Raw genomic sequence first — 26,998 nt, forward strand, 5'->3', positions numbered from 1 at the left:
AGAAAACTGTTAAGATTTTGATTCTTTTTGATTTTGTTAAGAGTTAGTAATTATTAATGAAAAGGCTTACTGCTTATGTTAGACTGTATTTAGTGGGGAGTTTATAAATTGAAAAGGAGGAAGGGCTGATGAAAAAGTTTATAAAAATTACAGTTCTCATTTTTACGAGTCTTTTAGTTTTAGGTGCCTGCCACAGTAAGGTAACGGATAAGTTAAAAAACACTCAAGCTAGAATGACTGTCAGTCAGCTGATAAAAAAGGCCAAAGCAGCTAACAAGAAGGTTGAGACTGTTCACTTTGACATGGATTTGAGCACGACTTCTCTTGGTGAGAGAAAAAACCAGAAAATGGAGGCTGATCTTGACTATGGTGATCAGGCTGGTGATGTGGAGAGAGCTAATGGCTTTATTTCTACGAAGCAGGATGGCTCAGAAGAGTATCAAGCCTTTAAAATGCCAGGAGGCGGTGATATCTACTCAAGGGGCAGTCGAGATGCTCCTTGGAGTCTCAAAAGCATTGATGGTTACAATGTTGATCCAGATTACTTTGATTTCCTCGATATTGTTTATTCCATGAAAGATGATCTCAAGCTTAAGGATGACGGAACTAACTACACTCTGGTTCTCAAAAGTCAAAATGTGGACTTGGTGTCTCTATTTGAAGATGAGTTAAACATGTATTTGACAGGTGATAGCCAGTCAAGTATGAAGAAAACATTTGAAGTCAGTTTTGATAAGGAGAATTTTCGTCTGAAATCTTTTAAACTTAAAATGGTAAGTAAGGTACGCGCTAACCGGCTATCTATGAAGGTTGAGTCTAAGTATTCAAAATGGAATAAGATTAGCGATTCTAAGTTTGAAGCCCCTGATAATGTCAGTGATGCTATTACCTATGATAGTAATGATGATGCGGGCGATACAAGTGATGACAGTCAGGAATTTTCTGATCTAAACTAACTGTGAAATCAGTTTAAAATTCCTGTTATTCAGTAGCCTAATTTTTTCTTAGATAAGTGCCTCTGCTGTCGTTATTTTAGAGCGAAGGGAGTGGGACAGACGGCTATGATGGCTTTGTTCTTAACTACAAACAGTTGTCATCTCTGAAGATTAGGATATAGAAAATAATTTTCATTTTAGAATTATGGTTCTTAGTTCTATTTCTTGATAGGAAAAATTAAAAAAACGGACAAAGTTAGAGACTTCGAAATCTAACTTTGTTCGTTTTTAATGTTATGATCAAATTTTTTATATGTCATCTACAAAGGAAGATGATAGTATTCTGTAGATAAGAGTGCAGCACTCAAATCAGTCTGTTTTAAACTCTTATTTTTTCTTCATTGAAAGGACAAAAGTCGAGACTGTTGATGTAATAGCAATTCCCAGTAAAATAGCTAGGCTAAAGGAAACGACTGTTCCCCAACCCATCGTGAGGAATAGGAAGCTTAGGAGGACAGATGAGATACAAAAGAGAGCGATGCGGGCAAAGAAAAGTAATTCCCGCAATTTAGCACTCTGCGTATCGACTTGGTAAAATTCTTGATATTTTTGTTGTGATTGATTAGCTTGATTGGTTTGATTTTGTGATTCCTGATTATCATAATAATCAAAATCGTGTTGGCGTTGGGCTGCCATAGCATTCTCCTTTCCACTGGAGTAGTGGGGTAAACTTTGTTACTTAGGTAGTATTCTATCATAAATTATTAAAATTGTCATGAAGATTTAGCGAGGGGCTGCTCTATAGACTCTTGCTTTAATGCGAAAATGTTGTGCACAGATGTTTTAGACCTTTTAAATCGTTTCAGATTTTCTATGAAAATTTGATATAATAATAAAGCTATGGATAAAATTATTATTACTGCAACAGCAGAGAGCCTAGAACAGGTTGAAGCTCTGTTAAAAATTGGTGTTGATCGAATTTATGTAGGGGATAAGGCCTTTGGTCTTCGCCTGCCTAAGACTTTTTCAGACAAGGATTTAAAGAAGATTGCCCAGTTGGTTCATGAGGCTGGTAAGGAATTGACCGTCGCTGTTAATGCTCTCATGCATCAGGGAATGATGGATGCTCTGCCTGAGTATCTGGATTTCTTAGAGGAAATCGGAGCTGATTATATCACGGTTGGAGATGCTGGCGTTATCTATATCTGTCAGCGAGACAATCGGCCTTTTAAGTTGATTTATGATGCGTCGACTATGGTGACTTCTAGTCGTCAAGTTAATTTCTGGGGTAAAACAGCAGGTGTTTCAGAAGCTGTTTTAGCTAGAGAAATTCCGTCAGCTGAGCTCTTTAAAATGTCGGAGAATCTAGAAATTCTAGCAGAAATATTGGTTTATGGAGCGAGCGTTATCCACCATTCCAAGCGTCCCCTCCTACAAAATTATTATAACTTCACCCATATTGATGATGAGAAGACTCGGCAGAGAGATCTCTTTTTAGCTGAACCTAGCGATAAGGATTCCCATTATTCTATCTATGAAGATAATCATGGGACTCACATCTTCGCCAACAATGATCTTGATTTGATGACTAAGTTGTCTGATTTGGTCGAGCATGGCTACTATCACTGGAAACTGGATGGTATCTATTGCCCAGGTGAAAATTTTACTAGAATTGCTGAGTGTTTTACTAGGGCGCGTGATTTGTTAGAAGTTGGCCAATGGTCGACCGACCAAGCCTTCCTCTTCGATGAAGAAATTCGTAAACTCCATCCTGCCAATCGGAATTTAGATACTGGTTTTTATGAATTTGATCCAGACTTAGTTAAGTAGGAGGTTCATTCATGTTTTATGCTTATTTACGTTGGCTGGTTTCTTTCCTAGTTTGGGTCGTCAATGGTAATGCCCATTACCACAATCAGGAAAATCTCCTAGATATCAAGGAAAACTATATTTTAGTTGCTCCTCACAGGACTTGGTGGGATCCTATCTATCTAGCCTTTGCCACCAAGCCTAAGCAATTCATTTTTATGGCTAAGAAGGAGCTTTTTAATAATCGCATCTTTGGCTGGTGGATTCGGATGTGTGGTTCTTTCCCCATTGACCGGGATAATCCCAGCCAGGAGGCTATCAAGTATCCTGTCAGGATGTTGAAGAAAAGCCATCGCTCTTTGATTATGTTTCCAAGTGGAAGCCGGCATTCAACAGATGTTAAGGGCGGTGTGGCAGTCATCGCCAAGATGGCTAAGGTTAAGATTCAGCCGGTTGTTTATGGTGGTCCAAGAAAATTTTCTGGCCTTCTAAAGGGAGAAAGGATTGACATGAACTTTGGTCAACCGATTGACGTGTCGGATATCAAACGTCTCAATGATGAAGGTATAGAGATGGTGGCTAAACGGGTTCATGATGCTTTTGATCAGTTAGATGAACAAAATGAAACTTACAATAACCATAAAAAGCTCAATCCGCTGACCTATATTTATCGGATTCCGCTGGGCATTGTTGCTCTGATTCTGGTTCTTTTGACCATGGCTTTCAGTTATGTGGCCAGCTTTGTTTGGACACCAGAAAAACATCTCAAATAAGCTTTGTATTGGGAACTAGTGGGGCTTAATTACTTAGTTTATATTCTTGTTAGCATAAATTATTTTGTAAGAGGTTGAGACAAAAGTTCTCAGCCTTATTTATTTGGTCAATTTTATTGACTAGGCGCAGTGGTTGGAGAAAGATTTGTTGGCTCTGCCAAGAAGTCTTTCCCCTGCACAGTTCATTAGGTGCTTTAGTACCAATGAACCACTGCTGATTGGCAGTCCTTATTCCTTTCGTAACAAATGAGAGTGGCCAGCCTGTACTAATGTGATGAACTTTGTTCATCTTATCTCCAACCTCCAAAGGTTCCCCGGACCTTTGGAGCTGTGCGGAGGTGGAATTGAAATGCTCCAGTGGACTTTGACAGTCTGGGGATAGACTGCCAAAGCTTACCACCTAAAAATAAGAAAGTGGCAGAGGCCTGAGCCTTAAAATAGGAGAGCGAGGAAAATCAAAGTTGTGATTTTATCACGATTTACTGATTTTTGCCCCGCTCTCATTTTTTATTTTCGGATAAATAGGTAAGAGGTTTTATGAAAGCAGAAACAATTTATCTATTAGCTGTTCTTGTCTTGTTAGGAATGATTTTGTTATTGGCTATTATTAGCGGGGGAAGTCTATGATTGAAGAATGGATTGAAAAAATTAAAGAAAATAAACTAGCGGCAGGGCTTGCTGTTGTGGTACTTATTCTTAGTTTAGCGTTGTTTGCTAGTTTGGCTCACCAAAAATCTTCCAGAAGTCAATCGGATTTTCCTCAAATTTCCAAGACTAGCCAAGTCAGTAGAAGCAATTCATCATTATCGACGGCTGAAAAATCAGCTACTATTGTGGTTGATGTCAAAGGAGCAGTTAAAAATGAAGGAGTTTATGAATTGCCAGCTGGCAGTCGAGTGACAGATGCTATCCAGAAGGCTGGTGGTTTAGCGGCTAATGCTAATAAGAAATCGGTTAATCTGGCGCAAAAGTTGGAAGACCAAGCAGTGGTTTACGTCGCCGCTGATGGTGAAGATGTTGATGAAGTTATAGACACGAGTTCTTCATCTGGCACTCAGGCAGGGACATCAGCCAGCAGTCAAGCCAAGATTAATCTTAATACAGCCAGTAAGGAAGAGCTCCAAACTCTTTCAGGGATTGGAGAGAAGCGAGCCCAAGATATTATTGATTATCGGGAGGAGCACGGTGGCTTTAAGTCTGTAGAAGAGTTAAAAAATATCTCTGGCATCGGTGATAAGACCTACGAAAAAATTGCTCCTGAGGTGACCGTATGACTAAGTATGTCCCAATCAGGCCAATTTACTTGGCTTTTTTGCTAGTTTTGCTAACTTATTTTATTTACTCTTACTATTGGTTGGTTGGAGTGATTTTGGCTTTTACACTCTTTCAGCTTTGGCGTCATCATGGCTTAAAAACAAGTGTTCAGGTTTTACTGATATTATTAGTGTTTGGTCTGGTATTTTTTGCCTATCAAGCTAAAGGAAATTATGATGATAGATCTGCTCCGAGTCAGCTTCAAGAATTAAGAATGATTCCAGATACTATCTCTGTTAATGGCGATCAGCTCAGTTTTCGGGCCAGAAGTCAAGGACGAATCTACCAGGTTTTTTACCGCCTGAAAACACCGGAAGAAAAGCAGTTTTATCAAAATGTGACAGTTGAGCTTGATTTGGTAGTCTCGGCTAAACTAATAAAGGCTCAACCACAGCGAAATTTCCATGGTTTTAACTATCGGGCCTATCTCAAACACGAGCGAATTTATCGACTGGTAGCTATTGAAAAAATTAAGTCTTTGGAACCAGCTAAACGACTTTCCTTACTTGATCACCTGCATATTCTAAGACGGCAGGCTCTGGTTAATTGCCAGCAGAACTTTCCGAGTCCTATGAACCACTACATGACTGGGCTCCTTTTTGGATATCTGGGAAAGGATTTTTCTGAGATGAGAGATATCTACACTGGCCTTGGTATTATTCATCTTTTTGCTCTATCGGGCATGCAGGTTGATTTTTTTATTGGATTTTACCGAAAATTTCTCTTACGCTTAGAAGTGAGACGAGACTGGGTAGATATCCTTCAAGTTCCCTTTTCTATCTTTTATGCAGGAATGACAGGTTATGCCCCATCAGTTCTTAGGAGTTTACTTCAGTCTTTCTGGAGAAATTTGGGCTTGCAGCGATTGGATAATCTAGCTTTTAGTGTGTTTAGTATGTTTTTACTAAGGCCAAATTTTCTGCTGACAACCGGCGGTCTGCTTAGCTTTGTCTACGCTTTTATTCTAGCTGTCGTAGATTTTAAAGGCTTAAGTAGACGTACAGCTGCGTTAGCCAAAGGGGTGAGCTTGGCTTTAGGGGCTTTTCCTATACTTGCCTATTTATTTGGTGTTTTCCAGCCACTATCTATTGTATTAACCTTCATTTTTTCGCTTATTTTTGATTATCTTATCCTACCTTTTTTGAGCTTAGCCTTTTTGCTAACTCCTTTACTCAAGCTGACTTGGGCGAATCCTGTTTTTATTTTGCTTGAGAAGACGGTCGTCTGGACTCATAATTTTATTGGCCGACCGCCTGTCTGCGGCAGTCCTAGCTTGGCCATATTATTGACTATGCTGGTCTTATTGGCTTTTCTCTATGACTATTGGATGCATAAGAAGATTCGCTGCCTGCTCATTGTGCTTTTCTTGATTCTAGTCTGTCTGGTTAAGCATCCTTTGACCAATGAGGTGACCGTTCTTGATGTTGGTCAGGGAGACAGTATTTTTTTGAGAGATAGTTGGGGAAAGACAATTTTAATCGATACGGGTGGTCGAGTAACCTTCGGGCAGGAAGAGGCTTGGCAAAAGGGAAATGAAGATAGTAATGCCGATAGGACGGTTGTTCCTTACCTCAAGAGCCGCGGCGTGGGGAAGATAGATCAGCTGGTCCTAACGCATACTGACACCGATCATATTGGTGACTTGGAAACTGTAGCTCGACACTTTAAAATTGGTGAGGTTTTGGTTAGTCGGGGAAGTTTGACCAGGCCTTCCTTTGTCAGGAGGCTCAAGACACTGAAAGTCAAGGTGAGAACGGTGGAAGCAGGAGACAATTTAGCCATTATGGGCAGTTGGCTTCATGTCCTCTATCCTAAAACGATCGGTGATGGTGGCAATAATGACTCTCTAGTCCTCTATGGCCATTTGCTAAATAAGAATTTTCTCTTTACTGGAGATCTTGAGAAAGAAGGGGAGGAAGATTTATTACGAACCTATCCTGACCTCCGTGTTGACATTCTAAAGGCTGGTCACCATGGTTCTAAGGGGTCATCCAGTCCAGATTTTTTAATGGGGATAAAACCAGAGACAGCCTTGATTTCGGCAGGAAAAAATAATCGTTATGGCCATCCTAATAAGGAAACTTTAGAGCGCTTTAGGGCTCAGAATATGGCTGTTTATCGGACAGATCAAGTAGGGGCAATTTCCTATCATGGGTTGTGGGAGTGGCATCTTGAAACTGTCCGCTAATTGTGAAGGTGGGTGAAATATCGCCGTTAAGGCCTGTTAACCTAAACTTTATCCCAGATTTAAACGATCTTGTTAAGTTTGTGTTTCAGCCTAAAATGTGCTATTCTAATAAATACCAAATTTATTTAGGAGATTGCTCATGTTTACAGCTTATGCAAATTTTTGGAAACACTATATTGATTTTAAAGGACGCACCAAACGTTCAGAGTTTTGGTGGCCTTTTCTCTTTAATAACTTGATTCGACTAGCTTTTTATTTGATTGTCTTGGTGGATTTGATTATTCCTTTCGGTCAGCGCATGAGGCTGATGGAAGACAGTGCCCTTTCAACCGACGGCCTTTCTATTTGGACAGATATTTCACCTCTGATGGTGACTATCCTTATCTTGTGGGGACTGTTTGAATTAGCTATTTTGGTGCCAAGTCTGTCTATCGGTGTCCGTCGTCTGCGTGATGCAGCTTTCCATTGGGCCTTTATCTTTATGTATGGAGCAGCCTTGCTTCTCAGCTTCATTCCATGGGTCGGCTGGTTCTTAGCGGCAGCCCTGCTGATTGCGAGCATTGTTCTCTGGGCCTTTCCAAGCCGTGAACCAAAGCCAAAGGCGAATGTTCTTTACGCTCCCCTTGGCAATCAATTTACAACAGGTCCTCAGCAATCAGCTGTCCCTCAACAAATGGCTGGTTTTCAACAGCCTAATCCAGCTATGATTCAAGCACAGCAGGCTTCGGCTACCCCTCAGCAGTCTGGCTTTATGAATTCACAAGTTTCTCAGCAGGGGCCAGCTGTTTCGCAAGGACAAATGCCGACTTCGTCTCAACCAGCTGTGGGACAAGGGGCTGTTCATCCGCAATTTTCTAATGTTCCGCAGCAAGGGATGCCTGTCAATGGTCAAGCCGCAGGTGGCCAGCAAACCGCTCCAAATCAAGGACAGGTAGCACCGCAAGGACAGGTTTTCCCACAAGGGCAAGTTGCTAATCCGGTGAATCCACAATCCAATCCATCTCCTCAAGACGGTCAAGTCCCTCTTGAGCAAACCAATAAATAGAATTTCTTAGGGAGTGGGATCAACCCCAAAATTGAAAATTTGAGTTCGTATCCTCCCCCCGTACAGCTCAAAAGTTTGAGGTGGGGACCCTTTGAGGTTGGAAATAAGATGAACGATGGTCATCACATTTGTTTAGGCTTTCCGTTTTGACCTTGTGGCCAAAGGAAAACCAGCCAGCAGTGGGTTTATTGAGGCTGGGAAAAGTATTCCAGCCTTCTTTTTTGCAGTAATAACAGTTTGACGCAAGTGGTTAATTTGAGGTCCTAACCCCTTATCTCCACAATTGTTAGCGGCTATCTTAATCAACTGTGTGGAGGTGGGATGACGAAGTCGATTGATATAAAAAATTGACTTCTGTCCCACTCTCTAATGGACTGTGCGGGGGCAAGACTTCTTGGCCTAGCCAATAAGTCCTGCTTCCAATCACTGCGCTAAGAGCTTATTTCAAAAGAGGAATACTAATACTGGGCAAGCTTTTGTTCAGCCTCTTTCTACTAGGGTAAAATAACTGTAATTTATTAAAGGAGTCTATTATGATAGAAGCGTATAAAAATTATTGGAAACAGTATGCTGATTTTACGGGTCGCACCGATCGTCCAGGCTTTTGGTGGCCTGCCTTGATGAACTTTATTATTTCATCTATTTTTGGCTTGAACTTTATTCTTCTCGTTGTGATTGTCGGCTTAGGAATGGTCGCAGAATATGATAGTACAGGTGACGTCACTTCTAGTGCTGTTGGCTTAGGAATCTTAGGAATTTTCATGTGGGTGATTGCTGTGATTTGGGTCCTTGTAAATTTTGTTCCAAACCTTGCAATTATTATTCGTCGTTTGCGTGATGCTGGCTATGACTGGCCTTGGATTTTCCTTGCCTTTGTTCCTATTGGGAATATTGTCCTTTTAGTTTTTCTTTGCCAGCCAACCAAGGCGCCAATGTTTACCAATTATCAAGGTTATTATAACCAAACTGGCTCTAACAATGGTTATCAGCAAGGCTTTCCAGGGCAAAACCCAAGCGGCCAACAGCTGATGAATCAAGGCCAAGCAGGTTTTACTAATCAGCAGATGTCTGGTCAAGTCCCTCAACAACCGGTGCAAGGAGCAACTGTTCAGCAGCCGGTTCAAACAGCCTTTTCAGAAAGCGCAGCTGCTCCTGTTCAGGAGTCAAATTCAGCAGTTGGTTCCGAATCAAATTACACCGGAAGTCCCTTCCAATAGATAGAAGGTAAATTCGTCAGCAGTTAGGAGGAAATTTCTAACTGTTTTTTTATACTTTTTATTTAAAGAGCCAAACGGCTTTTATGGTACAATGACTATATGATTGCAATTGAAGAAGCTGATGCTTTAATCAAGGAAAAACTTCCTTTGATTACGCTAGTAACGGGTGATGACTTGGGGCAGTACAGCCAGCTCAAGCAACTCTTTTTAGAACGGATTGGTTTTGACCCCAGTGATTTGACCTATTCTTATTTTGATTTTTCAGAAAATAACTTTGCTGATGCTCAGATGGATTTAGAAAGTCTGCCTTTTTTCTCAGATGAGAAGGTGGTGATTTTTGATAATCTTTTGGATTTGACAACAGCCAAAAAGTCTTACTTAGATGATAAGGAAGCTAAGAGTTTGGAAGCCTACCTGACCAATCCAGTAGAAACAACGCGGCTGGTTATCTTTGCACCCGGGAAATTGGATGGAAAACGTCGACTGGTTAAGTTAGTTAAGCGGGAGGCTAAGATTTTTGAAGCGAGTCAGCTCAAGGAAGCCGAACTGCGAACGCATTTTCAAAAGCTAGCTCATCAAGCAGGATTGGTTTTTGCCAAGGGGGCTTTTGATCAACTCTTGATTAAGTCTAATTTTGATTTCAGCGAAATTCAGAAAAATCTAGCATTCCTTAAGGCTTATAAAGCTGGTGGTCAGGTTGATCAGATTGATATTGACCAAGCCATTCCTAAAAGCTTGCAGGATAATCTCTTTGATTTGACCCAATATATTTTACAGGGAAAGATTGATCAGGCCCGTGATTTGGTTAGGGATTTGCGTCTACAGGGTGAAGATGAGATTAAACTGATTGCCATTATGTTGGGGCAATTTCGTCTCTTTACCCAAGTTAAAATTCTCGCTCAGGCTGGCAAGAATGAATCAGCCATGGTCGCCCAGTTATCGGATCTCTTAGGGCGGAAAATCAATCCCTACCAAGTTAAATTTGCCCTTAGGGATAGCCGTCCTCTAGCTTTATCATTCTTGAAAGAAGTCATGACAGTCTTGATCAATACAGATTACCAAATCAAGCAGGGAAGGCTAGATAAGGCCTATCTCTTTGATGTGGCCCTTTTGAAAATTGCTAGTTCTAGGCAGAAATAAGGCTGGATGGGCCTATTTAGCAGCAGATAATTCAACAATACTAACTAGTAATCAAAATCCTTGAAAACCCTATCCCTTTCCTTTACAATGTAAGTGTTTAAGGACTTTTATTCCTTCTTCCTTGCCCTGTTTTAGGGGCAAGCTCTATTAACAGAAAAGAGGTAACCTTTATGGCTATTATATTACCTGAACTTCCTTACGCTTACGATGCTTTGGAACCTTATATTGATGCTGAAACTATGACCCTTCACCACGATAAACATCATGCGACCTATGTAGCTAATGCTAATGCAGCTCTGGAAAAGCACCCTGAAATCGGAGAAGATCTTGAAGAACTCTTGTCAGATGTGGAAAAGATTCCTGCTGATATTCGCCAAGCCTTGATTAACAATGGTGGCGGTCATCTCAACCACGCTCTCTTCTGGGAACTCCTGTCACCGGAAAAGACTCAAATTACCAAGGAAGTGGCAGCTGCTATTGAACAAGCCTTTGGTTCGTTCGAAGCCTTCAAAGCTGATTTTACAGCAGCTGCAACTGGTCGCTTCGGTTCAGGCTGGGCTTGGTTGGTTGTCAATAAGGAAGGAAAACTTGAAGTGACTTCAACAGCCAATCAAGATACTCCTATCATGGATGGTAAAAAGCCAATCTTGGCTTTGGATGTTTGGGAACATGCTTACTACCTAAGCTATCGCAATGTTCGTCCTAATTACATCAAAGCCTTCTTTGAAATCATCAACTGGGACAAGGTAGCAGAACTTTATGCTGCCGCTACAAAATAATTGAGGTTATAGAAAAAAATTGCCTTAGGCTATCCTTCGTTTGGAGGGTGGCCTTTTAGCTTGATCGCACTTATTTTGCTAATAGTGTCAGACGACTCATCATCAGTGGCTATTAATCTAAAAACTTGTATTTACATTTTTTTGACAGTTAGCCTTATGTGGTAGGGACGCAAGCGACCTCCTAACGGAGTTTCATTGCTCATTTTCAAGCCTAGGGTCTTGAAAATCCCCTCGACTATTGACTTAAATAGGGCCAATCGTCTTTTTACCACGGCGGCAACTATCTGTTTTGAGAGTGGGACAGAAGTCGATTTTTTATATAAATTGACTTCGTTGTCCCACCTCCGCACAGTTGATTAGGATGGCCGCTAACACTTGCGGAGTCGTTAAACAGTCCAGTGGACTGTTTAAGGGGGCGCCTGAAAATGGGACTGCACCCCAAGATAAGGACCTCCAATCAGCAGTGGTTCATTGGTGCTGGCTAAAGCACCTAATGAACTGTGCAGGGGTAAGACTAAGTCGGCAGAGCCAACAAGTCTTTCTCCCAACCACTGCGTCAAACTGTTATTACTGCAAAAATAGAAGGCTGGAATACTTTTTTCCCAGACTTTTTCCAGTTGATGCTAAGAATTTAAACTTGTGAATACAATTTCTAAAAAATTTTGGATAGTGCTTGCAAAAAATCAATTTTCCCTTAAAATAATAGTGAGGAGAAACTATGTCAAAAAGAATTACGGTTGTTTTAGCGATCATTCTTGCAATTGTCCTAGGTATCCTAGGCAGTTTTTATTTGCAGCAAGGACAGAAGGAAACCCAAGAGCAGAAGCATCACCAGACGAGAGATTCGAGGCAGGCTAAGAAGAGTCCTCAGGAGTTGGTGACTCCAAGAAACAAGTCAGCTGAAGAGAAACAGGCAGTCATGGAGGCGGATAGTGAGCGGATGAATTCGTTGGGGCTATACTATGACTATGCCAATATGAGTCTTAACGACACCGTTAATGCCTTTCTAGCTGAGCAAGGGATTGATCAGTCTCAGGTAGCCTTTTCTTATAGGAATACAAGAACCAATGAGACTTTTTCCATGAACGATGCCGAATTGATGACAGCAGGTTCAACCTATAAGCTACCACTCAATATGTTGGTCGTTGATGGGGTTGCTGAAGGAAAATTTACCTATGATCAAGAAGTTGATATCACAAATCTGGACTATGAGTATCAAGGAGAGCACGATGCTTATGTTAATAATTATGGCGGTAGCATGACTATCCCTGAGATGCAGTATGGCTCTTTAGTCGTTTCAGAAAACACTCCTGCCTATGGCTTGGCCAGCTTACTAGGCGGTATGGAAAATGCCTACAGTCAATATACCCGCTATGGTAAATCCACTAATCCTGATGTGCCAGCCTTTCAATACGAAGGCAATAAAACAACCAGTTCTTATTACCTTCAGCTTTTGGACTATTTGTTTAAATATCAGGATAAGTATAAAGATTTGTTGGATTATCTTGGCCAATCCTTCCCAGACGAATATTATAAGACTTATTTGCCAGATGATTTGACTATCTACCAAAAGCCAGGTTATGTTCGTGAAGCCATCAATGTTGATGCCATCGTTATGGAAGATAGCCCTTACTTGATTGCCATTTACACCCGTTATTTAGGAGGTTCAACCGAGAGTAGCTCAGAAATTAATGGTGCCGGTTATAATCAGTTAGCTATGCTGACCTATGTCATCAATGAATGGCATCGGGTCAATATGAATTGAAATCTCCCATCTTGCTTAAGTTAGGGGGACATAGAGAAACTGCTCTTGGCTAATCTTGTGGCAAGTCTAGTAGAAAAGGTAAGCTTACTTTGTCCCTCAGAGTTTTTTCAACTTAGGAAAGATTGTGATATAATAGAGGCAATTTTGAAGTTTCACTAGCCATAGATATGATCTATTTTAAGACGAGTAATGGATTCTGGTTTTGTTTTCAGGCAATTCAGAAACCCAAGGCAATATTTTAGTTTTAATTGTTAAGAAAAAGGAGAAGTTATGCTGACATCATACCGTGACGGTCAAATAGACGATATTAAGAATAGAATGTACACCTACTTAACTGTAGTGCGCAATTGGTTCTTACTTTTCTTGCTGCTATTTGTAGCGTCTGTGATTTATTGGTTCTTGAACCCCAAGAATATTATGGGAGCGGCCTTTAGTTTGGTAAGTTTTTTACCTCTCTTGGCTTTGGCTGTTCAATATGTGCGGGAAAACAATATTTATCGTCGCGATTCTTTGAAAATTTTGACCGAGGATCTTGCCTTGGACAAGTATGAAGATATGCTGAGCTATGAATCGCAAGCTGCTCTCAAGACTAATTGGGATCGTACCATTATCCGTCAGGCAGAATTGGCTTTTTTACGGGGCAACTTTAATAAGTCGGCTGAATTTATCGAAATGGTCAATCCTGTGAAAACTCAGTTATCTCCTAAGGAACGGACACCGCTCCTGCTAACCTATTATGTTGTTGATTTTGCCAACAAGGTTTTGGGCAAAGAAGACTATGATCTAGAGGCTAGTTTGGCAGCTATCCATAATTTGGTCGTACAAAATGATATGGAACAGGTGCAAAAACGTTATAGCCAGCAACTTCTTCCGTTAATTGAAGCTGTTGTCTGTAAAGGAGAAGCTTTGGAAGACCTTGAGGACATACAAGCTAGCAATAAATTGGAAGAAGTCCTGCGTGACTACTTCTTAGCTGAAAATGCTCGCTTAGCTGGGGATAAGGCCCTAGCTAAGAAGCTCTTTAAGCATGTATCACAAGCAGAGAGTTCTCTCTTTATGGTTGAAAAAGCTAAGGGAAGTCTGAAAAAGATGAAATAAAAAAGGCCTTGAGAGGTCTTTTTAAATGCTCTTGAAAATACGGAAACGCAGGCTGGTCCAAGTCTAGCGGTTTTGTTCCTTCGGATGCAAATACGAGAGACTTTTCGTCCACTCTCTATACCCTCTGCACAGTTCATTAAGTGCTTTAGCACCAATGAGCCACTGTTGGATGGTCTTTCTTTTGCCACAAGGCTAAAGGGGAAAACTAAACGAATGCGATGGCAATCGTTCATTTTATTTCCAAGCTCAAAAGGTTCCACAGACTTTTTGAGCTGTGCGGGGGTGGGTTAAAAAGGTTTGGAAGGCTTTTGTAATCGGGAAATGAAGCTGGCAAAGCAAGTGTCAAAAACGGTCTGGGAAGAGAGTTTCAGGTCACCACTTAGAAGTTAAGAAGTGGTGAGAGCAAAAATGTTCAATTTTTGGGTTGATTCCACTCCCTTTTCTAAATTTTTAAATCGTTTGATCGCATTTTGCTAACTTATTTGACGAACATGGCATCACCGAAGCTAAAAAAGCGGTAGTAGTTATCAACGGCGTGTTTATAAGCCTCGAGGACAAATTCTCGTCCGGCAAAGGCTGAGACCAACATAACAAGGGTCGATTTTGGTAGGTGGAAATTGGTTGAGAAAGCATCGACAATCTTAAACTCGTAACCAGGCTTAATAAAGATATTGGTCCAGCCAGAATCAGCCTGAATATCTCCACTAAACTTATTACCGATAGTTTCCAAGGTCCGGATGGAGGTAGTCCCGACAGCAACGATACGACCGCCGGAAGCTTTGACCTGACGCAGAGTCTGTGCAGCTTCTTCGGAGAGCTGGTAAAATTCTGAGTGCATCTCATGGTCTTCAATATTATCGACAGAAACAGGTCGGAAGGTGCCCAGACCAACATGGAGAGTCAGGTAGATCAGTTTTACCCCCTTGGCCTCAATTTTTTCTAACAGTTCTTGGGTAAAGTGCAGACCGGCTGTTGGAGCAGCAGCAGAGCCATTCTCCTTGGCATAGACCGTTTGATAGCGCTCTTGGTCTTTTAACTTTTCATGAATATAAGGCGGCAGGGGCATTTCACCAAGACTCTCGAGAACTTCGAGGAAAATCCCATCATAGTGAAATTCGACAATCCGACCACCGTGGTCTAGTTCTTGGACAATAGTAGCGGTCAAGCGGCCATCGCCAAAGCTAATCTCGGTCCCGACATGCAGACGTTTAGCTGGTTTTGCTAGGACTTCCCATTGGTCATCTTGAGTATTTTTCAGCAGCAGAAATTCCACATGTCCATGGGTTTCAGACTTCTCCCCATGAAGGCGAGCAGGCAGAACCCGAGTGTTGTTCATGACTAGGGCATCGCCTGGATTTAGCTCATCGAGAATGTGATCAAAATGGCTATCTACCATGGTGTGGGTTTTGTGATCGATGACTAGGAGTTTGGAGCTATCACGTTTTTCCAAAGGAGTTTGAGCAATCAGTTCCTCAGGTAAATAAAAATCGAAATCTTGTGTATTCACTTTTTTCCTCTTTATTTTGTTTAATACTGACCTATTATATCACAAAATCGCTTGACAAAAATTGGTCTATACCATATAATGAAGATAATAATCGGTATAGACCAAAACAGGGGGTATCCAGCATGAAAATTATCACCGTAAAAAATCAAACAGAGGGAGCAAACTGTGCCTTAGATATCTTAAGAAAAAAATTATCTCAGGGGGCTAAGACTTTGGGCTTGGCGACAGGGAGTTCACCAGAGGCTTTCTACAAAGCGTTAGCTGCCAGTGATCTTGACCTATCGCAGATGACTTCTATTAATTTAGATGAGTATGTCGGCTTGCCAAAAGAAAATCCCCAGTCTTACCACTACTTTATGGAAGACCATTTGTTTCGGTACAAGTCAGTTAAGGAGCATTTTCTACCTGATGGTCAAGCGACTGATTTGCATCAAGCTGCACGTGACTATGATGATACGATTGCTCGGTATGGCATAGATTTCCAAATTTTGGGAATTGGCCGCAATGGGCATATTGGTTTTAATGAACCAGGAACCGATTTTTCTAGTGGGACTCATGTGGTTGATTTGACTCCAAGCACCATCGAAGCCAACAGTCGTTTCTTTGACAAGAAAGAAGATGTACCAACTCAGGCCATATCTATGGGGATTGCTTCTATTATGTCGGCTAAGTCTATCGTCCTCTTTGCCTATGGTAAAGAAAAAGCCCAAGCTATCGCTGGTATGGTTCAAGGACCAGTCACACCAAGTCTGCCAGCCAGCGTTCTGCAGGAACATCCGGATGTTACCGTTATTTTGGATCAAGAAGCTGCCAGTGAGTTATGAGACAAAAGTAAGGAGCTGCCTAAGCTTCTTTTGTGTTACAATGAATGTATGCGATTAGACAAACTATTAGGTCAGGCGGGTTTTGGCTCTAGGAATCACGTTAAGAAATTGATTCGTAGTCTGCAGGTGCGCGTGGATGGGCAGTTAGCGCGTTCTGACAGCCTCAATGTCGCTCCCAATCTGCAGACCATTACCGTGTCAGGTCAAAAGCTCAGTCATTCTCCAGACACTTATTACATTCTCAATAAGCCCAGCGGTGTGGTTTCAGCGGTAAGGGATACCCAGCACCAGACAGTCATTGATCTCATTGCTCCCAGTGACCGCAAAGAGGGTCTCTACCCTGTTGGCCGCCTGGATCGTGACACGGAAGGGCTGGTTCTGATTACCAATAACGGTCCCTTAGGATTTCGCCTGCTCCATCCCAAGCACCACGTGGACAAAACCTATTATGTGGAGGTTAACGACCAGCTTTTTTCTGATGCGCCTGCTTTTTTTGACAAGGGCATCGCTTTTTTAGAGGGTAGAGTTTGTAAGCCAGCTAAACTACAAATTATCAGCTCTAGTTCAGAGCTCAGCAGAGCTTATATTACCATTTCGGAAGGTAAGTTTCATCAGGTCAAGAAAATGTTCCTAGCCTATGGTGTTAAAGTTACCTATCTCAAACGTATCTCTTTTGGCCCCTTTGCATTAGGCGATTTACCTGTTGGAGCCTATCGGGAGTTGACAGAACAGGAAAAAGAAGGGCTGAAAAGGTATTTGGTTTAAGTCATTCAGTCAATAGGTAACAGCATTTCACATAAATCTGCTTTTATCATTTTATCCTGATAACGCTCAATGATGGGAGTAGGTCTCGGTGTGAGCTGATAGAGTTGAATCAACTTATCTAATTCACTGTACCAGTCAGCAACAGCTTGGACATTATGAGCCAACTGAAAGACAGCAAACTTGCCTCCAGTAAATTCACCATATTTTAAAGGGAACTTAGCAGAGGTTGTTGTATCATTCAGAATCAGACAAACATCGTATCGGCAATGCTCAGTACTTGTTGTTAGTGGATTATCTTGTGCAATACCAAGGATAGTAGGATTTTGAAAAAGATGTTGATTGCGAAGTTCCTGTTTAAATGTTTCCATCAACAGATGATTCTCTGCACCGTAAGCTCCGACTCTTCTCATGTAAAGAATCGGTGTTTTGGATATATATTCGATTTTCAATAGTTCCACCTCGTTTTTATGATATTAAGTCAACTTGTTTGATAGTATACTGCCAGTTAAAATGATTTTCAAGTCTACACTCTCAAATCAGTTGACAGACCAATACACCTGTGTTAGAATGGCGGCGTTAATAATTCTTCGGGGTCAGGTGAGAGTCCTAACCGGCGGTATAGTCCGCGAGCCATAAGGCATGAACTGGTGTAATTCCAGTACCGACAGTATAGTCTGGATGAGAGAAGAATTTAGCTGAAAGACCTCCTTAGCACTTGGAAACAGTTAAAAGGAGCTTATTTGCTAAGTCTCAAAAAAACCTCGCATTTCATTTCGAAGTGCGATTTTTTCATCATATAGCTATTTCGATCTAAGCAGTCCCAGTGTTAGTCGGCCAGCCTTGTTTTCGCATCAGTGAAGCAGTTTTCAAGGTAAGCTCAACAGTGCTAGCGATACTTTGAGAATTAAGCAATGGCAGATTCTTTGGAGATAGTTTCACCTATTTTTGAGTGACGAAAGAGTCTTTTGATTATTGCCTTGGGTAGAATGATGGTATTTTTACTGGATGGATGAAAAAGGGTTTCTCATAAAATTTTCCCATGATTGTTGACGCATCTAGAAAGGAGGATTTTATGAAAAATCCGAAAATAAAATATGTCACCTACACGGCCATGTTTGCAGCTATCGCAGGCGTCCTGATGTCTCTTGAAATTTCGGTTCCCTTCATGCCTGTCTTCTACAAGGTTGACTTTTCAGATGTTCCTACGATCATCGCAACCTTCCTTTTAGGCCCTACGTCAGGTTTGATTATCGAGGTTCTAAAGATTCTGATCAAACTTTTTACTGTCGGTAGCAATAGCATGTATATCGGTGAGTTCGCCAATTTAATTTCGGCTGTCTTCTTTGTCTATCCTCTGGGCTTGATTTTTAAAAAGAAAGGTAAGACTTTAAAAGCAGCAGTTTTAGCTCTCTTGGCAACGATTGTGATCAAGACCCTGTCTGCTACAGCCATCAATCTCTTTGTTAGCCTGCCCTTGTATGCAAAAGCTGTAGGAATTGATTTGGAAAGTTTAGCCAAGTCTTTTGGTTCTATTAACCCAGCCATTTCCAACTTGACTAGCTTTATTCTTTTGGCGACGGTTCCCTTCAACATAGTCAAGGTTAGCTTGAACGGAGCAATTGCTTACCTTTTATACAAACGCTTTATCTATAAGATAAGTAAAGGAGATAAAAATGGCTAGATATTATCGTGAATTAACAAGGCTTGATATGGAGGTGCTTAATAAAGAAGAGACAATTGTTATGATTCCTCTTGGAGCCATTGAACAGCACGGCAATCATGCCCCACTGGGGACAGATGATTTGATTGCTGAGAAAATGGCTAATTTGATTCTACAGGAAGTCAACCAGATTGACGAGAATTTTCCGCTCTTGATCCTTCCCAATATTTCTATTGGTTTGAGCACCGAGCATGCCAATTTCTGTGGCAGCCTTACCTTTTCGACAGAGACCTACTACCATATGCTGAAAGAAATCATAGAGTCTCTGTATCACCACGGATTTAGAAAATAGCCCTCCTCTCTTGTCATGGCGGAAATACCCCCATTGCTAATCTTCTCAGTCGAGAACTGCGCCATTCACATGATTTGGATATTTTTATTTTTAATTTTGGGGCATTTGATGATCCGCGCGTACAAGCGACAATTTCCGAAGGAAATACCTTCGATTTTCACGGTGGAGAGATGGAGACATCTATGGTCATGGCTATAGATGAAGACTTGGTTAAACTTGATAGAGTGCTTGCAGGACAAGCTACGGGGTACGTCTTTGATAGTAAGCTAAAGGAGTGCAACATCAATTTGAACTGGATCGCTGAAGATTTTATAGATAAGGACGGTAATCCAATTGGTATCGGTGGAGATCCTTCTGGTGCAAGTCCAGAAAAAGGGCAGATTATTTTTACTGTCAATATTGAAAAAATGGTTGAGGGATTAAAATATATAGCTGGTTATTGAGGGGAGCATCTAAAATATTTACCCCTTCTGAGTTTATAGAGTTTTCTCTTTTAATAGACTTGTTCAGTAACCAAAAGTGATACATTAAACTCATAAAAAACATATACAAGAAAATTCCAAGGTTTAGCTCATAAAATTTCCTCAGGTAAATGCTTTTGTTCAAGGCGATTTTACTGAAGATTTTATGAGTTTTTTTTATTGTACTTATATTGTAAATTCTAGTACTGGATTAAATTAATTTATGTTTTATTCTCGTATCATATTTGTTATTGATATTAGTAAACTCGAACACCCTTTGTTTTCTACCAATTGCTATGATAGTACAAGGATTAGATTTAGGTCTGATAGCAGGAAGGGTTAATAATTGAGCTGTAGCAAATTTGATAATTATTTAGCTCCTCACAAAGTATCCTTGTTTTGGGTTCTTTCTCCACTCTTTTTGGCATTAATTGTCATTATAATGTCGTTCATTGTTCTATACAAAAAGTGAACAATTGATTTATAATTTTGTGGAAGGAGAAAAAGATGCGAAAGGTAATTTTATTAACAGGTGCTTCTTCGGGAATCGGCTACCTAGCAGCACAAGGTCTGGCAAGAGCGGGACATAGGGTTTATGGTGGCGCCAGACGCTTGGAAAAATTGGAAGAGTTAAAGCAAGATGGTGTCCGGCCGCTTTATCTTGATCTTACCAATGAACAAACCATTAAACAGGCCCTTGCAGTGGTTATTCAAGCAGAAGGCAGGCTTGATGTCTTGATTAACAATGCTGGCTATGCTGCTTTTGGTGCGGTTGAAGATGTTGCGCTTGAGGCGGCTAGAAAGCAATTTGAAGTCAATCTTTTTGGTCTGGCTTGTTTAACTCAGGAAGCTCTTCCTTATATGCGAGCTCAGAAATCGGGGCGCATTATCAATATCTCTTCAATAGGTGGCCGCATCACTACCATTATGGGTTCTTGGTATCATGCCTCTAAGTATGCCCTTGAAGCCTTATCCGATAGCCTTCGTATGGAAACAAAAGCATTTGGAATTGAGACGGTGATTATTGAGCCAGCCAGTATTAAAACACCTTGGAGCCAGATTGCTGTAGAAAATCTAAGAATCTCTGCAGTTGGAGGGGCCTATGAAAAGATGGCCAAAAAGGTCTCCCAAAGTATTGCAAGAATGTATGCAGGCCGATTGGTTTCTGAGCCTGACCTTGTAGCAAGAAGGATTGTCAAAATTGTCAATGCCAAACGAGTTAAACCGCGTTACCTCGTTGGTAGGGGCGCTAAAACTATTGTTTTTCTTCACGCAATCTTGCCTGCTGGGGTATTTGACTGGCTGGTTGTTAAGAGTTTGACTTGAGGTTAATATTTTTAGACAATAAGATTATGAAACTTATTATCACTAAACAATTTCAGATCTTCTTAAAAGAATTAGGAATAGACATTAGGCTGATCTTACAAAAAGCACAGTTGCCAAACAAACTTTGGCAGGAAGAGCTGACTTATAGCGCTCAGGATTATTATCACTTTATAGCGACTTTGGATAAGCAAATTACAGATGAAGCCCTATTAGCATTGAGCAATATTGACAATATTAAAATGTTTGTACCAGCCCTTTTTGCTGCTTTATCAAGTCCAGATGGTTTGACAGCCCTACAGCGCTTCTCAAAATATAAAAGTTTGATTGGTCCAGTAAAGGTAGAGATTCATGAAAGAGACGATGAAGTTGCTGTAAGCTATGCCTATCTATCATTACACTCGCCGCTTCCTCGCATGTTACTGCTGCAGGAGCAGTTGCTACTTTTAAGTATTTTACGGACAGGAACAGGAGCGTCAGTTCTTCCCCGCAGGGTCAGTTCGCCTTATGATTACGGAGCGGTTATTGAGAATGAGGTAGGCATCCTCCCACAAAAATCACAAGGGGACTTCTTGGTGCTATCTAAAGCAGATCTTGAAAAACCTTTTATCACTGAGAACAATGTCATGTGGCATTATTTGGAACCGAGTCTTAATCGGCAGCTAGCTCAGGAGGAAAAAAGCAGCAGGCATTTCACACAGACGCTTCAAAACGAATTGCTGTCGGCTATCCCCAGCGGTCAGTTCTCCCTTACTGCCGTAGCTGAGAGGCTTGGCCTTAGCGCCAGGACACTGCAGCGCCAATTAGCTGCTGAAAAGACGACATTTAAGGAAGAGGTTCTACGTATACAGAAATCAATGGCCTTTTCTTATCTTGATTTATCCATGTCGGTTGATGAGATCGCTTATCTCGTAGGTTACTCAGAAACTTCCAGCTTTCTGCGTGCTTTTAAAAACTGGACTGGCAAAACGTTCAAACAGTATAGAGAAACTAACCAATCGAAGGAGGAGAAATAATGACCCCCACCTTGCTTGCTTTTCTTGCGCTCATGCTTTTTATGGTCCATGAGTTTGAAGAGATTATTTTAGTCTGTCCATGGATTGCGAAGAAAAAGAGTGATCCAAAGTTTACTAATGAAATCTTTGTCGCTGGCAGAGCACATTATCCTTCAACAGAAACAATAGCCGCTAGCATTTTGGAGGAATTTGTTTTAGCTAGTCTGATTTTGCTTGCAGGTATTCTTTTTAAATTACCAGAGTTAGTGCTGGCGATTACGCTGGGACATACTGTTCATCTTTTATCCCATATCAGTCAGGCCATCCGATTTCGAACTTGGGTTCCTGGCAGCATGACTGCAGTTTTCACCATGCCTTTGCTTATCTTCAGTATCTTTCTGTTTTGTCTGAACAATCCCCTTCATTGGCTATTGTTGTTGGTCATCACCCCGCTTATTTTTACAGCCCTCATCGCCAACCTTGTTTTTCTGCATCGGCAGGCTGAACAGGTTGAAAAATTCCTACACTCGTAAATAATGTATCTCAGTTCCTCTATCCTGCATCTTGGTTGATGCGGGATTTTTTGGTAGAAAAGCTGTGCTATAATGAAAACTATGAAATTACGAATTGAACAGGATGCCAGCTTCAAGGAGTTGGAAGTCAGCTTAAAATATAGTGACAAAAATAGGCTGGTTGAGCGGATTTTAACATTTTTGGAAAGTGTCGATAAGCAAATCAGCTGTTATGAGGATGGGGTTGAGTATTTGGTCAATCTTTCGGATATTTACTATATTGAAAGTGTTGACAAGAAGACTTTTGTCTATTTAGCAGATGACATTTATCAAACGGATTTGAGACTCTATCAACTGCTCCATGACCTGAAAAATGACGGGTTTGTTCAGATTTCTAAGAGCTGTCTGCTTAATATTAATGTCTTGGAAAGTATTCGGCCGCTTTTTAACAGCCGCATGGAAGCGACTTTGCTCAATGGTGAGAAGGTCATTGTCAATCGCCGCTATTTACAGGCTGTTAAAGAAGCCTTAAGAGGAGGTGAGCCAAAATGAAAAAATGGTTGGTTAATGTCTTTGCCACGACAGGCGTATCGTTGCTCTTATTAACTCTGGCTGCCTTGTATTTGAAGGCGGAGTGGCTCCTGCTAGTGAGTATTTTTCAGGTCTTTTTTCTTAACGGTCTCATCCAATTGCTGGTTTTATTTATACGCAAACTAGAGTGGGAATCCTTTATGTTGCAGGTGCTGGTGGAAATTGTAGCGATTGAAGGCTTGACAATGGGGATGGGCTGGCTCTTTCATTGGAATCAGCCTTGGATGTTTCTTCTTATTGGGATCGCTGTTTATGTCATTTCACAAGTCTTGGATCTTTTTGATCTCAGCCAGGAAGCGCGTGAAATTAATTTATTGATTAAAAACCGTCGTTAATTAAACACGCCTACACTCCTAGAAAAAAATGTTTCTTTGAATCTTTAGTGATTTATCGTTAGGTTCCCTATTTTTCTTTGGAGCGCTTAACGGCTTTTGTGTCTTAGTGTAAGGAGGATTATCTATGCTACCCAAAAAGAAAAAAATCGAGTTAGCAGTCTTGGCTATCTATCTGCTCTGCTATGGTTTGCATCTCTTTGACTATTTTATTTTACGAACCGATCAAACCTTCTGGAACGAAGCCTTTGTGCACAAACTATTGGGGATCGTGGTCATCTATGCAGTCCTCAAATTTTTTCAGCTCACTTGGCAGGAGATAGGTTTTAGGCAAGAAGGTTTCCTCAAAAACACTTGGAATGGACTGCTTTTTGGCCTTGTCGTTTTTGTGCTGGCTTATGGTGCGGAAATCCTATTGCTTGTGAGCCAGGCTACATTTCAAGGATTGGATGTCTATGTCAGTGCCTATGCTGTGGATAAGAACGTTGGCAGAGAAACCGGTCTAATCTTCTTTCTCATCTGCTTTGTAGGAAATGTCATCAATGTCATCATGGAGGAAGGAGCCTTTCGGGGACTGTTTCAAAAACTTTTTGAGCAGAAATACAGCTTTATAACCTCAGCCGTCTGCTCCTCAACACTCTTTGGCCTGTGGCATTTAGTAGGGCCACTGCGCAGTTACTTAGATGGGGGCATGAATTTTTCAGGATTTACACTTAATGCGCTGATGCTGGTTGTCACCTCTGCCATGGTAGGATTTAAGTTTGCACTCATGACCAGACTGTCAGGAAGCCTTTATATGGCTATGTCCCACCATTTTACTAATAACTTTTTGATCAATATCATTCATACCCTATCTGATACGGGGGCAGATGAACTTATGTTTGTCAGAGTCGCCATTGCACAAATCCTATCTTTTGTTCTGGTCTTGCTTTGGTATTTACTGACTGCAAAAAAGAGTAGAAAGGACGTTTCACAGTGAAAATTTTAGTGGTTGGTTTAGGTGTTATTGGGGCAACTCATGGCTATCTTTTTCAAAAGGCAGGTCATGAGGTCGAGCATTTGCTGCGGGATACAAGCCCTAAGCGAGGCATTAAATATTTATCCGTTGATTTATTGGATGGTCGGATAGACAGACAGGGGCAGGCTATCAAGGATACTTATCGGATTAATCCATGCAGTCAAAAGAAGTATGATTTTATTTTTGTCAGCGTGTCCAGAGGACAGGTTAAAAAAGTTATTGAAGACCTCGATCGTCTGGCTATTACGGGCAGTTTGGTCCTGGCCTGCGGTATCTGGGAGGATAGGACTAAGTTAGAGCGATGGCTGAGTCAGCGGGATTATTTGCTGGGGTACCCCGTTGCTGGTGGTAATTTGATTGGGAATCGTCTGGCCTGCTGTGTCTTTGATCACTTTATGCTGGAATCCGAGGAGAAGTCTAGGATATCTAATTATCAAGATCTGGTAAAACTCTTTAATAGCTGTCAGATTAAATTGGAATTTCCTTATGATATGTTGGAATGGATTTGGTTACACATGGCTATCAATGCCGGTGTTATCTCAGTAGCAGGCTGTTATGCAGATAGTGAAAATCCTAGTGCAGCTGCTGAAACTGTTATGAATTCTGCTAGACTACTTTCTCAGGTGATTAAAAGTATTCGTGAAACAGCTCAGATAGTGGAGAATAGGGGAGTCGATCTTAGGCACTACCGCACTGAACTGCTGCCTTATCATTTACCAATTTGGCTTTCAGCACCGCTCATGAAACGCATGTTTGCTAAAAACCTCCTGAGCCGCAAAATCATGACCTTGCACAGTAATCTGCCAGACTTGCTCTTTATCTGTCAAAAACTCTATAAGTTGGGGCAAGAAAGGCAAGTCGAGGCCCCAAATTTTTATAGAGCCTTTCAAGTCTGTTTAGAGAAATGGTACAATTAAAAAACAGCTCTGAGCTAGTCTTGTTCAGAGCTGTTTATGTTTTTTGATTTCGATGCCTAGACCAATTAACCAAAGCAGGACAAAGGCGTAATTTTCCAAACTGCCGACTAGATTAGCAGTGGCTGATGGTTGTGCTAACCAACCGAGTAAGTGATTGCTGGCGAAACCAAGACCACCAATTATGGCAGAGATGGCACAGACTTTTGTAAAAAAGTAATCTTTTTTATAAAGAGCAGCTAGAAATATAGGGATCACAGCCAGATTCCAAAAAGAGATTTCTCTTTGCCAGTCAGGAGCAAGACCGAAATTAGTCTGAGAACCAAGAATCTCTGGTCTGAATAATTGCAAGAAACTGGCTCCCAGCATGGCCAGAATCATGAGGATAAAATTAAAACGAAGGAGTCTATTCATGGATTTTCCTTTCACTAAAAAGACCGTCAACCAAGCAGTTGATCATGATTTTGACTGCTCGGTCATAATGGCGGCCAAAATCACTAGAGCGACTGGCAGAAGATAGGATAATCTCAATGATTATAAGGAGATCTTCTAAGGGGACTGCTGCTGTTAATCGCAGATCCTGTAAGAGGTCTTTAATGGCTAGTTTATCTTTTTTCTGCAGGTCTTTTTGTAATTCAGGGGGCAGGCGGCGAATAGTTTTTTCAAATTCTGGTCCCGATAGATTTTGTAACCAAGGGTGAACTTTTAGTTCCTTGATAATCAGGAGGAGGATTTTCTTAAGCTTTTCTTTTTCGGTAATGTCTTTATTGGAAGTCATTCGCTGGGCTTTTTTAACCATCTTATCTTGGGTTTGGTTAATAAGGGTGATAAAAAGCATTTCCTTTGTCGGGAAAAAATGGTAAAAGGAGCCCTTGGCAATGCCAGCCTCTTGCACCAAATCGTCAATGGTGATTTTACTAGGTCGCTCTTTGTGTAATTTTCTTTCAAAAATAGTGATCAGTTTTTGTCGAATATGTTTTTGTTCTTCGGCTGAAAATTTCTTACCCATACTCTCTTATCCCTTTAAATCCTTTGTAATTTTATGACTAAATAATCAAAAATAGTCATATAGTATTTTAAAATAGTCTTCTGAAAATGTCAAGATGGCTTTAATTCCTTTCAACTGACCCACCAAAGCTGAAACGAATTTGTTATAATAGAAATAAGAAAGTTGAGGCGTAAAGCATGGCAGTTGATATCGAGCGCTATAAAGATCTGGCTCAGCAAAAGCAGAAGGAACACCGCAAGTTCTTGGCAGGCTTGAAGAAAAAGGCCCCTAAAAACTTAGATAAACTTGTCCAAGAGATCCACAGAGAGGTCTTCAATGAGATTGACTGTACCCAGTGTGCCAATTGCTGTCGGACTCTAGGTCCCCTCTTTACCGAGGCCGATATTCAGCGGATTTCCAAGGTTTTTCGGATGAAGCTGTCGGTTTTTGAGGAGACTTACCTGCGGATCGATGAGGATGGTGATAAGGTTTTTCAGTCTATGCCCTGTCCTTTCCTTGGTGAGGATAATCTCTGTTCCATTTATGAGATGAGGCCTAAGGCCTGTCGGGAGTTTCCCCACACTGAACGCAAGAAAATTTATCAAATTAATCATCTGACCATCAAGAATACCTTGATTTGTCCAGCTGCCTACCTTTTTGTGGAAAAACTTAGGAAGCGCTTGGGCTAGAAAA

The 26,998-nt window shown here is 41.1% G+C and carries 27 protein-coding genes, 1 pseudogene and 1 riboswitch; of the genes and pseudogenes, 23 read left to right on the top strand and 5 right to left on the bottom strand.

Annotation, left to right across the window (positions count from 1 at the left end):
* Positions 1-128 precede the first annotated feature (128 nt).
* Positions 129-956, top strand: a complete 828-nt coding sequence (locus G7Y32_RS00745; RefSeq protein WP_165209250.1) for a DUF6612 family protein — start codon at positions 129-131, stop codon at positions 954-956.
* A gap of 366 nt (positions 957-1,322) precedes the next feature.
* Here the strand turns inward: G7Y32_RS00745 and G7Y32_RS00750 are convergent, their stop codons facing one another.
* Entirely contained in the window at positions 1,323-1,631 is a 309-nt protein-coding gene (locus G7Y32_RS00750) for a DUF3270 family protein (protein ID WP_165209253.1), read from the bottom strand.
* Between the two features lie 204 nt (positions 1,632-1,835).
* Here G7Y32_RS00750 and G7Y32_RS00755 point away from each other — a divergent pair, with 204 nt between their 5' ends.
* The 10 genes from G7Y32_RS00755 to G7Y32_RS00800 all read left to right on the top strand — a co-directional run bounded on the left by G7Y32_RS00755 (position 1,836) and on the right by G7Y32_RS00800 (position 14,063).
* Positions 1,836-2,765, top strand: a complete 930-nt coding sequence (locus tag G7Y32_RS00755; protein ID WP_165209256.1) for a peptidase U32 family protein — start codon at positions 1,836-1,838, stop codon at positions 2,763-2,765.
* Positions 2,766-2,776: 11 nt separating this feature from the next.
* The gene (locus G7Y32_RS00760; RefSeq protein ID WP_165209259.1) at positions 2,777-3,517 is read left to right on the top strand and encodes a lysophospholipid acyltransferase family protein; all 741 of its coding nucleotides are present in this window, start codon (positions 2,777-2,779) and stop codon (positions 3,515-3,517) included.
* 623 nt (positions 3,518-4,140) lie between these two features.
* Entirely contained in the window at positions 4,141-4,791 is a 651-nt protein-coding gene (locus G7Y32_RS00765; RefSeq protein WP_165209262.1) for a helix-hairpin-helix domain-containing protein, read from the top strand.
* Positions 4,788-7,019 carry a DNA internalization-related competence protein ComEC/Rec2 gene (locus G7Y32_RS00770; RefSeq protein WP_165209265.1) on the top strand — a complete coding sequence of 744 codons (2,232 nt, stop codon included), beginning with the start codon at positions 4,788-4,790 and terminating at the stop codon, positions 7,017-7,019. Before G7Y32_RS00765 ends, G7Y32_RS00770 begins: the two co-directional genes overlap by 4 nt.
* Before the next feature lie 139 nt (positions 7,020-7,158).
* The gene (locus tag G7Y32_RS00775) at positions 7,159-8,064 is read left to right on the top strand and encodes a DUF805 domain-containing protein (RefSeq protein WP_165209268.1); all 906 of its coding nucleotides are present in this window, start codon (positions 7,159-7,161) and stop codon (positions 8,062-8,064) included.
* Between the two features lie 533 nt (positions 8,065-8,597).
* Complete coding sequence (locus G7Y32_RS00780; protein ID WP_165209271.1) at positions 8,598-9,281, top strand: DUF805 domain-containing protein; 684 nt, start codon at positions 8,598-8,600, stop codon at positions 9,279-9,281.
* 99 nt (positions 9,282-9,380) lie between these two features.
* A complete protein-coding gene (gene holA / locus G7Y32_RS00785; RefSeq protein ID WP_004228518.1) occupies positions 9,381-10,421 on the top strand; it encodes a DNA polymerase III subunit delta in 1,041 nt (346 codons plus the stop codon).
* Positions 10,422-10,591: 170 nt separating this feature from the next.
* Complete coding sequence (sodA, locus tag G7Y32_RS00790) at positions 10,592-11,200, top strand: superoxide dismutase SodA (RefSeq protein ID WP_165209274.1); 609 nt, start codon at positions 10,592-10,594, stop codon at positions 11,198-11,200.
* Positions 11,201-11,918: 718 nt separating this feature from the next.
* Positions 11,919-12,965 (top strand): serine hydrolase, encoded by a 1,047-nt coding sequence (locus tag G7Y32_RS00795; RefSeq protein WP_004229723.1) that lies wholly within the window; start codon positions 11,919-11,921, stop codon positions 12,963-12,965.
* Positions 12,966-13,235: 270 nt separating this feature from the next.
* Positions 13,236-14,063, top strand: a complete 828-nt coding sequence (locus G7Y32_RS00800; protein ID WP_165209277.1) for a hypothetical protein — start codon at positions 13,236-13,238, stop codon at positions 14,061-14,063.
* A 478-nt stretch (positions 14,064-14,541) separates the two neighbouring features.
* Here the strand turns inward: G7Y32_RS00800 and queA are convergent, their stop codons facing one another.
* The gene (gene queA, locus G7Y32_RS00805) at positions 14,542-15,570 is read right to left on the bottom strand and encodes a tRNA preQ1(34) S-adenosylmethionine ribosyltransferase-isomerase QueA (RefSeq protein WP_165209280.1); all 1,029 of its coding nucleotides are present in this window, start codon (positions 15,568-15,570) and stop codon (positions 14,542-14,544) included.
* 122 nt (positions 15,571-15,692) lie between these two features.
* Here queA and nagB point away from each other — a divergent pair, with 122 nt between their 5' ends.
* Entirely contained in the window at positions 15,693-16,394 is a 702-nt protein-coding gene (gene nagB, locus G7Y32_RS00810) for a glucosamine-6-phosphate deaminase (RefSeq protein ID WP_165209283.1), read from the top strand.
* Positions 16,395-16,442: 48 nt separating this feature from the next.
* Complete coding sequence (locus G7Y32_RS00815; protein ID WP_165209286.1) at positions 16,443-17,159, top strand: pseudouridine synthase; 717 nt, start codon at positions 16,443-16,445, stop codon at positions 17,157-17,159.
* Positions 17,160-17,164: 5 nt separating this feature from the next.
* Here the strand turns inward: G7Y32_RS00815 and G7Y32_RS00820 are convergent, their stop codons facing one another.
* Entirely contained in the window at positions 17,165-17,617 is a 453-nt protein-coding gene (locus G7Y32_RS00820) for a GyrI-like domain-containing protein (protein WP_277423841.1), read from the bottom strand.
* Positions 17,618-17,738: 121 nt separating this feature from the next.
* Positions 17,739-17,853: riboswitch (FMN riboswitch) on the top strand.
* A gap of 378 nt (positions 17,854-18,231) precedes the next feature.
* Between G7Y32_RS00820 and G7Y32_RS00825 the strand changes: the two genes are divergently transcribed.
* The 9 genes and pseudogenes from G7Y32_RS00825 (at position 18,232) to G7Y32_RS00865 (ending at position 25,320) form a co-directional block, all read left to right on the top strand.
* Positions 18,232-18,840 carry an ECF transporter S component gene (locus G7Y32_RS00825; protein WP_165209292.1) on the top strand — a complete coding sequence of 203 codons (609 nt, stop codon included), beginning with the start codon at positions 18,232-18,234 and terminating at the stop codon, positions 18,838-18,840.
* 61 nt (positions 18,841-18,901) lie between these two features.
* A pseudogene (locus G7Y32_RS10330) lies at positions 18,902-19,614 on the top strand (creatininase family protein).
* A 525-nt stretch (positions 19,615-20,139) separates the two neighbouring features.
* Entirely contained in the window at positions 20,140-20,958 is an 819-nt protein-coding gene (locus G7Y32_RS00835; protein WP_165209295.1) for an oxidoreductase, read from the top strand.
* Between the two features lie 26 nt (positions 20,959-20,984).
* Positions 20,985-21,971, top strand: a complete 987-nt coding sequence (locus G7Y32_RS00840) for a helix-turn-helix transcriptional regulator (RefSeq protein WP_165209298.1) — start codon at positions 20,985-20,987, stop codon at positions 21,969-21,971.
* Positions 21,971-22,483, top strand: a complete 513-nt coding sequence (locus G7Y32_RS00845) for an HXXEE domain-containing protein (RefSeq protein ID WP_165209301.1) — start codon at positions 21,971-21,973, stop codon at positions 22,481-22,483. Before G7Y32_RS00840 ends, G7Y32_RS00845 begins: the two co-directional genes overlap by 1 nt.
* Before the next feature lie 72 nt (positions 22,484-22,555).
* Entirely contained in the window at positions 22,556-23,014 is a 459-nt protein-coding gene (locus G7Y32_RS00850; protein WP_206221338.1) for a LytTR family DNA-binding domain-containing protein, read from the top strand.
* On the top strand, positions 23,011-23,388 hold the full coding sequence (locus G7Y32_RS00855; protein WP_165209307.1) for a hypothetical protein: 378 nt from the start codon (positions 23,011-23,013) through the stop codon (positions 23,386-23,388). The genes G7Y32_RS00850 and G7Y32_RS00855 overlap by 4 nt, the downstream gene beginning before the upstream one ends.
* A 124-nt stretch (positions 23,389-23,512) precedes the next feature.
* Positions 23,513-24,364: a CPBP family intramembrane glutamic endopeptidase gene (locus G7Y32_RS00860; protein WP_165209310.1), complete on the top strand. Its 852-nt coding sequence runs from the start codon at positions 23,513-23,515 to the stop codon at positions 24,362-24,364.
* The gene (locus tag G7Y32_RS00865) at positions 24,361-25,320 is read left to right on the top strand and encodes a ketopantoate reductase family protein (RefSeq protein WP_004227024.1); all 960 of its coding nucleotides are present in this window, start codon (positions 24,361-24,363) and stop codon (positions 25,318-25,320) included. The genes G7Y32_RS00860 and G7Y32_RS00865 overlap by 4 nt, the downstream gene beginning before the upstream one ends.
* A gap of 24 nt (positions 25,321-25,344) precedes the next feature.
* On the opposite strand, the gene G7Y32_RS00870 is transcribed toward G7Y32_RS00865, so the two are convergent.
* Both G7Y32_RS00870 and G7Y32_RS00875 read right to left on the bottom strand, forming a co-directional pair.
* The gene (locus tag G7Y32_RS00870) at positions 25,345-25,731 is read right to left on the bottom strand and encodes a hypothetical protein (protein ID WP_165209313.1); all 387 of its coding nucleotides are present in this window, start codon (positions 25,729-25,731) and stop codon (positions 25,345-25,347) included.
* Entirely contained in the window at positions 25,724-26,326 is a 603-nt protein-coding gene (locus tag G7Y32_RS00875; RefSeq protein WP_165209316.1) for a TetR/AcrR family transcriptional regulator, read from the bottom strand. Before G7Y32_RS00875 ends, G7Y32_RS00870 begins: the two co-directional genes overlap by 8 nt.
* A 176-nt stretch (positions 26,327-26,502) precedes the next feature.
* On the opposite strand from G7Y32_RS00875, the gene G7Y32_RS00880 reads away from it, so the two are divergent.
* Positions 26,503-26,994 carry a YkgJ family cysteine cluster protein gene (locus tag G7Y32_RS00880; RefSeq protein ID WP_165209319.1) on the top strand — a complete coding sequence of 164 codons (492 nt, stop codon included), beginning with the start codon at positions 26,503-26,505 and terminating at the stop codon, positions 26,992-26,994.
* The last annotated feature ends 4 nt before the right edge of the window (positions 26,995-26,998 follow it).

The sequence above is a fragment of the Streptococcus tangpeifui genome (assembly GCF_011038795.1).
Taxonomy (GTDB): domain Bacteria; phylum Bacillota; class Bacilli; order Lactobacillales; family Streptococcaceae; genus Streptococcus; species Streptococcus tangpeifui.

Excerpts from the sequence above, each read along its gene's own strand:
- G7Y32_RS00800 (WP_165209277.1), top strand. The coding sequence starts at position 13,236 with ATGCTGACATCATACCGTGACGGTCAAATAGACGATATTAAGAATAGA.
- nagB (WP_165209283.1), top strand. The coding sequence starts at position 15,693 with ATGAAAATTATCACCGTAAAAAATCAAACAGAGGGAGCAAACTGTGCC.
- G7Y32_RS00745 (WP_165209250.1), top strand. The coding sequence starts at position 129 with ATGAAAAAGTTTATAAAAATTACAGTTCTCATTTTTACGAGTCTTTTA.
- G7Y32_RS00815 (WP_165209286.1), top strand. The coding sequence starts at position 16,443 with ATGCGATTAGACAAACTATTAGGTCAGGCGGGTTTTGGCTCTAGGAAT.
- G7Y32_RS00775 (WP_165209268.1), top strand. The coding sequence starts at position 7,159 with ATGTTTACAGCTTATGCAAATTTTTGGAAACACTATATTGATTTTAAA.
- G7Y32_RS00795 (WP_004229723.1), top strand. The coding sequence starts at position 11,919 with ATGTCAAAAAGAATTACGGTTGTTTTAGCGATCATTCTTGCAATTGTC.
- G7Y32_RS00875 (WP_165209316.1), bottom strand. The coding sequence starts at position 26,326 with ATGGGTAAGAAATTTTCAGCCGAAGAACAAAAACATATTCGACAAAAA.
- G7Y32_RS00825 (WP_165209292.1), top strand. The coding sequence starts at position 18,232 with ATGAAAAATCCGAAAATAAAATATGTCACCTACACGGCCATGTTTGCA.
- sodA (WP_165209274.1), top strand. The coding sequence starts at position 10,592 with ATGGCTATTATATTACCTGAACTTCCTTACGCTTACGATGCTTTGGAA.
- G7Y32_RS00765 (WP_165209262.1), top strand. The coding sequence starts at position 4,141 with ATGATTGAAGAATGGATTGAAAAAATTAAAGAAAATAAACTAGCGGCA.
- G7Y32_RS00870 (WP_165209313.1), bottom strand. The coding sequence starts at position 25,731 with ATGAATAGACTCCTTCGTTTTAATTTTATCCTCATGATTCTGGCCATG.
- G7Y32_RS00755 (WP_165209256.1), top strand. The coding sequence starts at position 1,836 with ATGGATAAAATTATTATTACTGCAACAGCAGAGAGCCTAGAACAGGTT.
- holA (WP_004228518.1), top strand. The coding sequence starts at position 9,381 with ATGATTGCAATTGAAGAAGCTGATGCTTTAATCAAGGAAAAACTTCCT.
- G7Y32_RS00835 (WP_165209295.1), top strand. The coding sequence starts at position 20,140 with ATGCGAAAGGTAATTTTATTAACAGGTGCTTCTTCGGGAATCGGCTAC.
- G7Y32_RS00845 (WP_165209301.1), top strand. The coding sequence starts at position 21,971 with ATGACCCCCACCTTGCTTGCTTTTCTTGCGCTCATGCTTTTTATGGTC.
- G7Y32_RS00750 (WP_165209253.1), bottom strand. The coding sequence starts at position 1,631 with ATGGCAGCCCAACGCCAACACGATTTTGATTATTATGATAATCAGGAA.
- G7Y32_RS00860 (WP_165209310.1), top strand. The coding sequence starts at position 23,513 with ATGCTACCCAAAAAGAAAAAAATCGAGTTAGCAGTCTTGGCTATCTAT.
- G7Y32_RS00855 (WP_165209307.1), top strand. The coding sequence starts at position 23,011 with ATGAAAAAATGGTTGGTTAATGTCTTTGCCACGACAGGCGTATCGTTG.
- G7Y32_RS00760 (WP_165209259.1), top strand. The coding sequence starts at position 2,777 with ATGTTTTATGCTTATTTACGTTGGCTGGTTTCTTTCCTAGTTTGGGTC.
- G7Y32_RS00840 (WP_165209298.1), top strand. The coding sequence starts at position 20,985 with ATGAAACTTATTATCACTAAACAATTTCAGATCTTCTTAAAAGAATTA.
- G7Y32_RS00780 (WP_165209271.1), top strand. The coding sequence starts at position 8,598 with ATGATAGAAGCGTATAAAAATTATTGGAAACAGTATGCTGATTTTACG.
- G7Y32_RS00850 (WP_206221338.1), top strand. The coding sequence starts at position 22,556 with ATGAAAACTATGAAATTACGAATTGAACAGGATGCCAGCTTCAAGGAG.
- G7Y32_RS00770 (WP_165209265.1), top strand. The coding sequence starts at position 4,788 with ATGACTAAGTATGTCCCAATCAGGCCAATTTACTTGGCTTTTTTGCTA.
- G7Y32_RS00880 (WP_165209319.1), top strand. The coding sequence starts at position 26,503 with ATGGCAGTTGATATCGAGCGCTATAAAGATCTGGCTCAGCAAAAGCAG.